10 protein-coding genes are annotated in these 9566 nt (G+C 40.2%); 3 read left to right on the top strand and 7 right to left on the bottom strand.

Annotated features, from left to right (window positions below; all coding sequences use genetic code 11):
* Positions 1–275 precede the first annotated feature (275 nt).
* Positions 276–941, top strand: a complete 666-nt coding sequence (locus CWC17_RS06225) for a hypothetical protein (protein ID WP_138612362.1) — start codon at positions 276–278, stop codon at positions 939–941.
* Between the two features lies 1 nt (position 942).
* Here CWC17_RS06225 and pdxR read toward each other — a convergent pair whose 3' ends face one another.
* The gene (gene pdxR, locus CWC17_RS06220) at positions 943–2403 is read right to left on the bottom strand and encodes a MocR-like pyridoxine biosynthesis transcription factor PdxR (protein WP_138612361.1); all 1461 of its coding nucleotides are present in this window, start codon (positions 2401–2403) and stop codon (positions 943–945) included.
* Between the two features lie 106 nt (positions 2404–2509).
* Between pdxR and CWC17_RS06215 the strand changes: the two genes are divergently transcribed.
* Together CWC17_RS06215 and CWC17_RS06210 are read left to right on the top strand one after the other, a co-directional pair.
* Positions 2510–3085 carry a GNAT family N-acetyltransferase gene (locus tag CWC17_RS06215; protein ID WP_138540628.1) on the top strand — a complete coding sequence of 192 codons (576 nt, stop codon included), beginning with the start codon at positions 2510–2512 and terminating at the stop codon, positions 3083–3085.
* Complete coding sequence (locus CWC17_RS06210) at positions 3085–3672, top strand: FMN-binding negative transcriptional regulator (RefSeq protein WP_138612360.1); 588 nt, start codon at positions 3085–3087, stop codon at positions 3670–3672. The genes CWC17_RS06215 and CWC17_RS06210 overlap by 1 nt, the downstream gene beginning before the upstream one ends.
* 59 nt (positions 3673–3731) lie before the next feature.
* Here CWC17_RS06210 and cyoE read toward each other — a convergent pair whose 3' ends face one another.
* The 6 genes from cyoE to CWC17_RS06180 form a co-directional block, all read right to left on the bottom strand.
* The gene (gene cyoE / locus CWC17_RS06205) at positions 3732–4616 is read right to left on the bottom strand and encodes a heme o synthase (RefSeq protein ID WP_138612359.1); all 885 of its coding nucleotides are present in this window, start codon (positions 4614–4616) and stop codon (positions 3732–3734) included.
* A 9-nt stretch (positions 4617–4625) separates the two neighbouring features.
* Complete coding sequence (gene cyoD, locus CWC17_RS06200) at positions 4626–4982, bottom strand: cytochrome o ubiquinol oxidase subunit IV (RefSeq protein ID WP_138612358.1); 357 nt, start codon at positions 4980–4982, stop codon at positions 4626–4628.
* On the bottom strand, positions 4982–5617 hold the full coding sequence (gene cyoC, locus CWC17_RS06195) for a cytochrome o ubiquinol oxidase subunit III (RefSeq protein WP_138612357.1): 636 nt from the start codon (positions 5615–5617) through the stop codon (positions 4982–4984). Before cyoC ends, cyoD begins: the two co-directional genes overlap by 1 nt.
* Entirely contained in the window at positions 5614–7602 is a 1989-nt protein-coding gene (gene cyoB, locus CWC17_RS06190; RefSeq protein WP_138612356.1) for a cytochrome o ubiquinol oxidase subunit I, read from the bottom strand. Before cyoB ends, cyoC begins: the two co-directional genes overlap by 4 nt.
* 2 nt (positions 7603–7604) lie before the next feature.
* A complete protein-coding gene (gene cyoA, locus CWC17_RS06185) occupies positions 7605–8558 on the bottom strand; it encodes a ubiquinol oxidase subunit II (RefSeq protein WP_138612355.1) in 954 nt (317 codons plus the stop codon).
* Between the two features lie 309 nt (positions 8559–8867).
* Positions 8868–9287, bottom strand: coding sequence for a hypothetical protein (locus CWC17_RS06180; protein ID WP_138540621.1), 420 nt, complete (start codon positions 9285–9287; stop codon positions 8868–8870).
* Between the last annotated feature and the right edge of the window lie 279 nt (positions 9288–9566).

The raw sequence follows: 9566 nt of genomic DNA, 5'->3' as shown, positions 1-9566 counted from the left end.
ATTCCCCATAAATAGGCGATAACGCAGCATAAATGCCAAACATGCGCTGCCCTTCGGGTTCTGCCTAGGGGCGATAAACTCTTTGTTACTCGGTTTTTACTTAGCCCACTAGGTTACAAACCTCGCGCCGCGATTTAATCGCCCCTAGATTGAACAAATTTCAATCCGCAAAGATCAACACGCCCTAATAAATAGGCTTACTTGCCCTAACAATAAATCACCAGCTTAGCGCACTATATACTACACTTTTAGCTCATACATTAATTGAGATAATTATGCGCCTAATTCTTACTTTGTTGATCGTTGCTATAAGCGGATACGCTTTTGCTGAGGAAGGGGCTACAGAGTTGCCACCACTCAACCCCAAATACAATGCTGAGCATGCAATAGCACTGGTAAATAAAGGCTCAGGAATTTATGCGTTTAATTTACCCGGTTATAAATTACCGTACGATATACAAGTAGTGTATAGAATTAAAAACCCTGATGTTGCTTTTTTAGATGTTGTTCGCAACGCTGAGCTAATAACCCTAAAGCCTAAACCGTTTAATATTCAACGCTTAATGCGCGGCGAAGCAATAACCATTATCGCCGATGTGTACCAAGGCAATTACAAAAATGCAGGTAACCTAATTTACACAAATCGAACAATAGAAATGAGTAAACAGCTGTATTCTCACCAGTTAAAAGATTTAGCTAAAGCCAGCCCCTGGCAAGAATACGATATGATAGACCTAGGCGGCACTGAGCGTATTTATATTCATAAAATTAGCCAAGCGCCAAGTTTTAACCACCTAATTTTTGTGGATTTGGTAAATGCCTGTATGCAAAAATTTAGAACCTCAACTCTCCTTCCTAGCCAGAATGAGTTAACGTATAAATTTATAAACTGCGGCACCCTAAAACCTTTGTTTTACGAAGCAGAAAGTTTAAAAAAATAGCTTAATAAGCATACTCAGCAATGATATTTAATCCCTTTTGCATGGCTTCCTCCGACTGCCCTGCAAATCCTAGACGCAAGTAACTAAAGTGTTTAGGTTTTAAGCTTCTATAAGAATCGCAAAAATAAAACTCTGCTTCTGTTTGCAAATAAATACTGTGCTTGTGTAGGTGCTTTTTAATATTAGCCGTATCTATGTTTAAGTTAACCCACATTGCCATCCCACCATCGGGCTTTTTATACTCAAGTGATAAACCTTTCGCCTGCAGTGCTTTTAACGACTTATCCATTGCTTCATATCGCTGTTTATAAAGCTTTGTCATACGTTTTAAATGACGCTCAAATGCACCTTCTTTCATAAAATGTGCTACCGCTAATTGCATTACCACATCGTTTTTATGATTCATGAGTTGCTTCCATGCACTTAATTGCTCAAGTACTGCAGGTGCAGCACATATGTAGCCTATACGAGCTGCCGAAAACATAATTTTAGAAAACGTAGAAAGATAAATCACTATACCCGCAGGGTCATCCGCTGCCATAGGTTGTAACGGGTGGCATTGATAGTGAAACTCATGGTCATAGTCATCCTCTATAATCATTACGCCATGTTGGTAACATAACTGATAAATTTGCATACGCCGTGTAGGCGATAAAGTAACAGTTGTCGGGTACTGATGCAGCGGTGTTAAGTACAACATTTTAATTGAGAAGCGACTAAATTGTGCTTTCAAATCATCAATACATAAGCCAAATTCATCTTGTTTTATATCTACTATTTGTGCGCCACATGCCGCAAAAGCTTTACGCGCTGGTGGATACCCTAACGTCTCAACCGCAACAAAGTCACCTTTACTTATAAAAGCTTTTGAGATTAAAAATAATGCCTCTTGAGAGCCGTTACATATCAGTAAGTCATTAACTTTAAGATTACGTGCTTTGTATAAATAACTACTTACTTGCTGCTTTAACTCGCTCGCCCCGCTTATATCGCCATAATGAAACTTACTGGTATCTACATGATTAAATACATAACTTAAAGAACGTTTAAATTCTTTATATGGGAAACAATTAAGATCAGGGAGTCCACCTGCAAAGTTATATTTAAATTCATTTAAATTCATAGCAGGCGCGGGCACTGCTAACTTTTTGGTAAATTTGTAAGGTTTAGGGTCAACAACAGGTACTTGCTTAGTGTTAACACTGCTTTGAATTGGTAAGGTTTGTGTAACGTTATACCCGCTGCGCTCATTAGATTCCAACCACCCTTCAGCTACCAATAGCTGCAAAGCATTCATTATTGTATGGCGGTTTAACTGATAAATTTTTGCCATTTCTCTGGCTGAGCTGAGCTTTGTGCCCACCGCCATGTCGCCTTTAATAATTGCGCTGCGAAGAGCTTGCGCTAACTGCAAATATTTTGCTTTGCGTTGCTCATTAAATTCAATATTTAGCGGCTGCATGTGTTCCCTTCAATCTGGTATAGGTAAAAGTTATATTCTGGTTGTTTTTACTATGCCAAATAAGCGTACATTTATTGCTCTTTAATAGCAAAAAATGGAGCCAGCAATGTTTACTCTGCAAACGCATAAAACAAACAAGGTTATTCTTGAGCCATTAAGCCATAAACACTTAAATGGGTTATATAAAGCGGGCCAGCACCCTATTGTGTGGCAATGGGTACTTATTAACTACACTAAAAGTCATGATATTTTAAAAGAGTGGTTTTTAACGCAAGCGCAATTTAATAAAAACGAACAAATTGTGTTTGCCATTATCGACAAAGGTACTCAGCAGGTAGTGGGTACAACACGATTATTTAAATTGGATAAATTCAATTTGAGTGCTGAAATTGGCCACACTTTTATAAGCAATGACTGGCAGCGAACTTACATAAATACACACGCTAAATATTTACTGCTTAAATACGCGTTTGATGAGCTTAATTTAGTGAGAATTACATTTAATACCCATGAAAAAAATCAAAAATCACGTAACGCAATTATTCGTTTAGGTGCCCACTTTGAAGGGCTCGCTTATAAAGATAGAAAGCTTAGTGATGGTAGCTATAGAAACACAGCAAAATTTAGCATAGTTGATGAGCAGTGGCCGGATGTAAAATCACAACTAGAAGAGAGGCTTTAATGTACCCACCGATGCATTTTCAAGAAAATGATATAAAACGCTTAAAGGCATTGGTTAGGCAATTTCCGCTAGCGAGTATTTTAATGCCCAACTCGCAAAGTGACTTAAATACTATATGCCAAGTACCTGTACTATATGAGCCCTCACGGAATATATTTATGGCTCACGTAGCAAAAAATAACCCACTGACGCATTGTGATAAACACTCTGTAAAATTACTTTTTAATGGTGACAATTGTTACCTATCTCCCTCTTATAGCAATAATAAAACACTGCCGAGCTGGCTTTACGCATCAGTGCAAATAACTGCAAAGGTAGTGATTATTAAAAGTGACATTGAGAAAGAAAAAATAATGAATCAACTAACAACCCACTTTGAGCAACCCTTCAAGCCCATGTGGAATATTAATGATATGCCTATACGCAGTCGCCAAGTAATGTACCAACAATTAAGTTTTATAGAGTTTACTCCCACACATTGGAGTGGAAACTTTAAGCTAAGCCAAAATAAATCACCTGATATAAGAGCCCTTATAAAACAAAGCCTAGAACTTGCCAACAAGCACTCTATTGCCCAGCTATTTTAGGCATAAAAAAAGGCCCTTTCGAGCCTTTGGATTAACTTTGGAAATGTAAAGTTTTAAAATTATATTAGCGTAAGCAGTTGTGGCGCTGCACTGTGGTAGTCAACGGCCATGGCTATACTGAGTGCTGTAATATTTATAATAGAAAAAGCAAACACTTGGCGTGCCCAGCTCGTTAAATTAATGTTACGGCGATAGCCACGCAGTGCCATAAGTAACCACCAAAAGCTGGTAATACACGCCACGGCCATAAAGGCGGCGCCTGTGTAGCCACTTATTGGTAACAGCATGACGACTAAAGCATATACAGCAATATAAAGTACGATATGACGTTTCGCTTTATCAATACCTTGCGCTACAGGTAATACAGGAATACCTGCTGCCTGGTAATCTTTAAAGCGAAAAATAGCAATGGCATATGAGTGCGGCATTTGCCACAAGCTAAACATAACCAGCAGTATTAATGCGCCCATATCAAACTGCCCTGTTACGGTGCAGTAACCCACTACGGGCGGTACAGCGCCAGAAAGGCTGCCTACAAACGTGCCATAAACAGAGTTGCGTTTCATGTAAAGGCTATAAACCCCAACATAAATGACATAACCAAACACTGCAAAAAATACCGCGGCTTGAGTGGTGTAAGCAATGAGTAACCCAAAACCTACAACCCCCAACAAAACCCCGTGACTCAGTGCAGCAAAGGCCGACATTTCGCCTGTTACTGTAACCCGCGTACGCGTACGTGCCATGGCTACATCTATATCTCTATCAATAACATTGTTGATAGCACAGCCCGATGCAACCACAAGTGACAAGCCAATAAGCGTAACAACCATTAGCCATGGGTCTATATCTCCGCGAGAGGCAAGTAAAAAACCGCCCGCAACGCTGATAAGGTTGCCCATAATAATGCCCGGCTTAGTCACTGATAAATAACGACGAAACATCTTCAACTCCTAGTACATCATCATTGCGTTAGATTCGTAAATTATCCAAACCGATAACCCAACAACCATGACGATAATTAGGGCGCTGAATAAAAATGAGAAGGTACTTGCACGGCCATCTTCTGTCGTAAAATTAAGGTGTAAAAAGTATTTTAAGTGCACCCAAATTTGTACAATAGCTAAAGTAACAATGCTCCATAGCGTCGTTACTTTTGAAAAGTCGCCTTCCATAACCATGTAAAACGGTATGGCGGTTAAAATTATTGATAGCACAAAGCCTATTAAGTACGTTTTAACACTGCCATGAGATTCATCATGGTGCTCACTTTGCATTTGCTTTAACGCGTGCGCTTCGCTGTGGCTCATTACATTGCTCCCATTAAATAAACAACGGTAAATACACAAATCCAAACAATGTCTAAGAAGTGCCAAAACAGGCTTAGGCAGCTTAAGCGTGTCACTGTTTGTTTACCTAAACCACATTTAGCCACTTCTATCATCATAATACTCATCCAAATTAGACCCGCAGTTACGTGTAAACCATGTAAGCCTACTAACGAGAAGAATGAGGTTAAAAAAGCACTTTGTTGTGGGCCATTACCGTGCACAATTAAGTGATGAAATTCGTAAATTTCCATGCCTATAAACACAGCACCTAAACAAAAGGTGATAAACAACCAGGTGAGTGTGAGTGCTTTTTTTTGCCCTTGAGCAGCGATCATGGCAAAGCCAAAGGTAATACTACTAATGAGTAGCGCCGCTGTTTCTACAGCGACAAAGTCGAGTTCAAAAATGTCTTTACCTGATACACCACCGGCTGTGTTCATAAACAGTACGGCGTAAGTGGCAAAAAACGAGGCAAACAATAGGCAATCGGTCATTAGGTATAACCAAAAGCCAAAAATTGTATCGCCAGAGGTGTCGTGATGATCATGTGTATGATCATCGTGCGAGACTGAGTCTAAATGGGCAGTTTCTACATTCGCAGATAGTGTACTCACGCGCTTAGCTCCTTATTTCCACTAGAATTATACGCAGCTTCAATACGTGCAATTTCATCAGGTTGTATATAGTAATCAACATCGCTGGTGTAACAACGCTTGATAAATAAGGCAATTGCGCCAACAAAACCTACAGCGGCTAACCACCAGATGTGCCAAATCATTGCAAAACAAAATACTGTTAGGCTGGCTGCCATAAATACACCCGCTGAGGTATTTTTAGGCATATGAATTGGGCTGTAGCTTGCTTTTGTTTGATAAGCTTGGCCTTTTTCTTTCATGTCGGTCCAGGCATCAATATCATCAACGTGTGGAATAGTGGCAAAGTTGTATACTTGCGGTGGTGAGCTGGTTGCCCACTCAAGGGTATGTGCGTTCCATGGATCGCCTGTTGTATCGTCAAGTGCTTCGCGGTCTCTAAAGCTAACAAATAACTGCACGGCTTGGAAAATAATACCAAACATAATAATGACAGCACCGCCTGCTGCAATGTATAACCATATGTTCCAATCTGGGTTATTAGTGTGGTTTAAGCGACGAGTCATACCTAAGAAACCAAGTACATACAACGGCATGAACGCCACGAAGAAACCAACTATCCAACACCAAAAAGACGCTTTACCCCATTTTTCGCTAAGCTTAAAGCCCATTGCTTTAGGGAACCAGAATACAAAACCTGCAAGGTAGCCAAATACAGCGCCACCAATAATTGTGTTATGGAAATGCGCAATTAAGAATAAACTGTTATGCAACACGTAATCGGCACCCGGAATAGCCAATAGTACGCCGGTCATACCGCCTACTGTAAAGGTAACCATAAAGCCTAATGTCCAAAGCACCGGAACGCTGATGCGTAAACGGCCGCGGTAAATGGTAAACAACCAGTTGAATAGCTTAACGCCAGTAGGGACGGCAATAACCATGGTCATTACCCCAAAGAACGCATTAACGTTTGCACTCGACCCCATGGTGAAAAAGTGGTGTAGCCAAACAATAAAACCTAAAATAGAGATTGCACCGCTGGCATACACCATCGATTTGTAACCAAATAAACGTTTACCGGCAAAGGTTGAGATAATTTCAGAAAAAATACCAAACGCAGGCAGTACTAAAATATAAACCTCAGGGTGACCCCAGGCCCAAAACAGGTTGATGTACATCATGGCGTTACCGCCCAATTCATTGGTAAAAAAGTGGAAGTCGAGATAACGGTCAAGCGTTAGCATTGCAAGTACAGCAGTTAAAATTGGGAATGATGCTGCAATTAAGATGTTTGCCCATGTACATGCCCATGTGAAAATTGGCATTTTCATTAGGGTCATACCTGGGGCACGCATTTTAAACACTGTAACTAAAAAGTTTACTGCCGTTAAAAGCGTACCGAGCCCGGATATTTGCAAGGCCCATATATAATAATCGACCCCTACCCCAGGGCTAAAGGTCAGCTCCGAAAGCGGCGGATACGCCACCCAACCTGTTTTTGCAAACTCACCAAATACAAGCGACAAGTTAATTAAAATGGCACCACTGGCAGTAAACCAAAAACTTAAATTGTTTAAAAATGGAAAAGCAACATCGCGAGCACCAATTTGCAGTGGCAATACAATGTTCATTAGGCCAATCATAAATGGCATAGCCATAAATATGATCATGATAACGCCGTGCGCTGTAAATATTTGGTCGTAATGCTCAGGAGGTAAATAACCTGGCGCACCACTGGTAGCAAGTGCCAACTGCGCACGCATCATTATTGCATCAGAAAAACCACGAAACAGCATTATTAGTGCTAAAAAAATGTACATTACGCCTAAGCGTTTATGATCAACAGAGGTGATCCAGTCGTGCCAAAGCACGCCCCACTTTTTATATTTAGTAATAAGCCCGGCAATAATAAGCCCGGCAATCGCTATCACCGTCATGGTAACCATTATAATTGGCTCATGAAACGGAATTGCGTCGAGTGAAAGTTTACCTAAAAACGACATTATTATTCCTCGCCCTGGCTGTGAGATGAAGGCATTGCGTGTTCATTCATTTCATGGTGCTTTTTGCTCATTTGCCCATGCTCGCTCATCGCTTGATGTTTTTTATTCATATCGCCATGTGCCTGCATATACTTCATAACAATGGTATGAAATAGGCCGTCGTCGACCTTGCCATAATAGGCAACAGGATTATTTTCACTGGCTTTTGCAAGCTCAACATAATTGGCATGGGTGAGGTTACTAGCATTGGCTTTAACGCTTGTTACCCACTTGTCAAAATCGGCTTGTGTTGGAGTGGCAATGGCATTGAATTTCATACCGGTAAAACCTGCGCCACTGTAATTAGCTGAAAAGCCTTTAAATGTGCCCGGCTCATTAGCAATTAAGTGAAGCTTGGTTTCCATGCCAGCCATAGAATAAATTTGACTACCTAGCTGAGGAATAAAAAACGAGTTCATTGTGCTTTGTGAAGTGATTTTGTATTCAACAGGTACATTAGCCGGAAATACCAATTCATTTACCGTTGCAATACCTTGCTCTGGGTAAATAAATAGCCACTTCCAGTTTAATGAAACCACCTCTACAGTGAGGTGCTCGCCTTTACCTTCAATAGGTTTATAGGGGTCTAAGTCTTGGGTAGACTGCCAAGTAATAACACCTAAAATAATAACGATAACAATAGGAACAGCCCAAACAACGGCTTCAACCTTATTTGAATGAGCCCATTTTGGTGCATAAATTTCATGATCTTGTGTGTCTCGGTATTTCCATGCGAAATACAAAGTCATCACAATAACGGGGATTACTACGAGCAGCATAAGGACAGTAGCAATGATGATTAAGTTTTTCTCATCAATACCTATTTGGCCTTTTGGATCGAGTATCCCGCCTTTACAGCCTGACAACGCCAGCACCGTACTAGCTAAAGCAATATTACAAAGGTTACGAATTAACAAGGGAGTATCCTACAAACCTAGAGTTTTAATTTGCTGCTTTGAATAAAAATAAAGCAACGATTTTTCAATAAAAACCCAAGTTAACTAGCACTAAATTATAAAAATAAAGGGGACTGAACCCGCTGCAAGTGGATGCAAAAAAACCTAGCAACAAACCCAGCTTCTAAACGCATTTATATAACGTAATAAAAGTTAACTTGGGTGAGTGTTGGTTGGCTGACGTGTTTAAAACACGCGGCTACATTGCTAATGCAAACTTTAATTATTTACAGCAAGAAAAAATAATTAAAACCAGCAACAAGTGAAGCCTTACAGACAACCTGTAAAGCTAGGTGGAGCACGACAACCATGTGCAGCGGACACAGGTTGATGTACTTTTGCCTCGCGAAAAGCGAAAGCGGCTTTACGAAGGATTATTCCAGCACGACGCGCCGGAAAAATGTGGAACAATAACCAGCAAAGGCCAATGAGTAACTGACTAGATATGATCGGATGAGCTAAAAATTGCGTGATGTGCAGCAAAACAGGCTCAACAATAGAGCCATTGCTAAACAGCGCTTCAAGCTGAAAGGCATCCTCTAATGCACCACTTAGCAGCATTACCGTATTAAACACTAATAATGTTATAGCGACACACACACCCTTGCCTGCTTTATTCAAGCGCTCACACGTTTGCGGATTGCTAGAAGCAAAAGCCGTATTTGTATGATGCAAAGAAAGTGTGTTCAAAGACATAACCTACTAAATGACTAATAACAAAATTAGAGTAATAAAGCGCGCAATGGAAAAATTAAAAAACATTGCTGCTGTAAGCCCTAAAACAAGGTGCTAAATACAATCAAACCCGGCTAGCATACATTTACCTAGTGAGAATTGATCCGCATCAATCAAACTTTCAAAACTTACTGAAAGTTCGATGCTGAGTATAACAAAGACAGTTTTCGGTTCAACAAAAAATATAAAGTTTTGCGTTAAGCTTTCGCAGCTATTTTGTTAATAAAAAATAAC

The sequence above is a fragment of the Pseudoalteromonas sp. S3785 genome (assembly GCF_005887365.1).
Taxonomy (GTDB): Bacteria; Pseudomonadota; Gammaproteobacteria; order Enterobacterales; family Alteromonadaceae; genus Pseudoalteromonas.
This window is presented reverse-complemented; position numbering and strand designations above follow the sequence as displayed.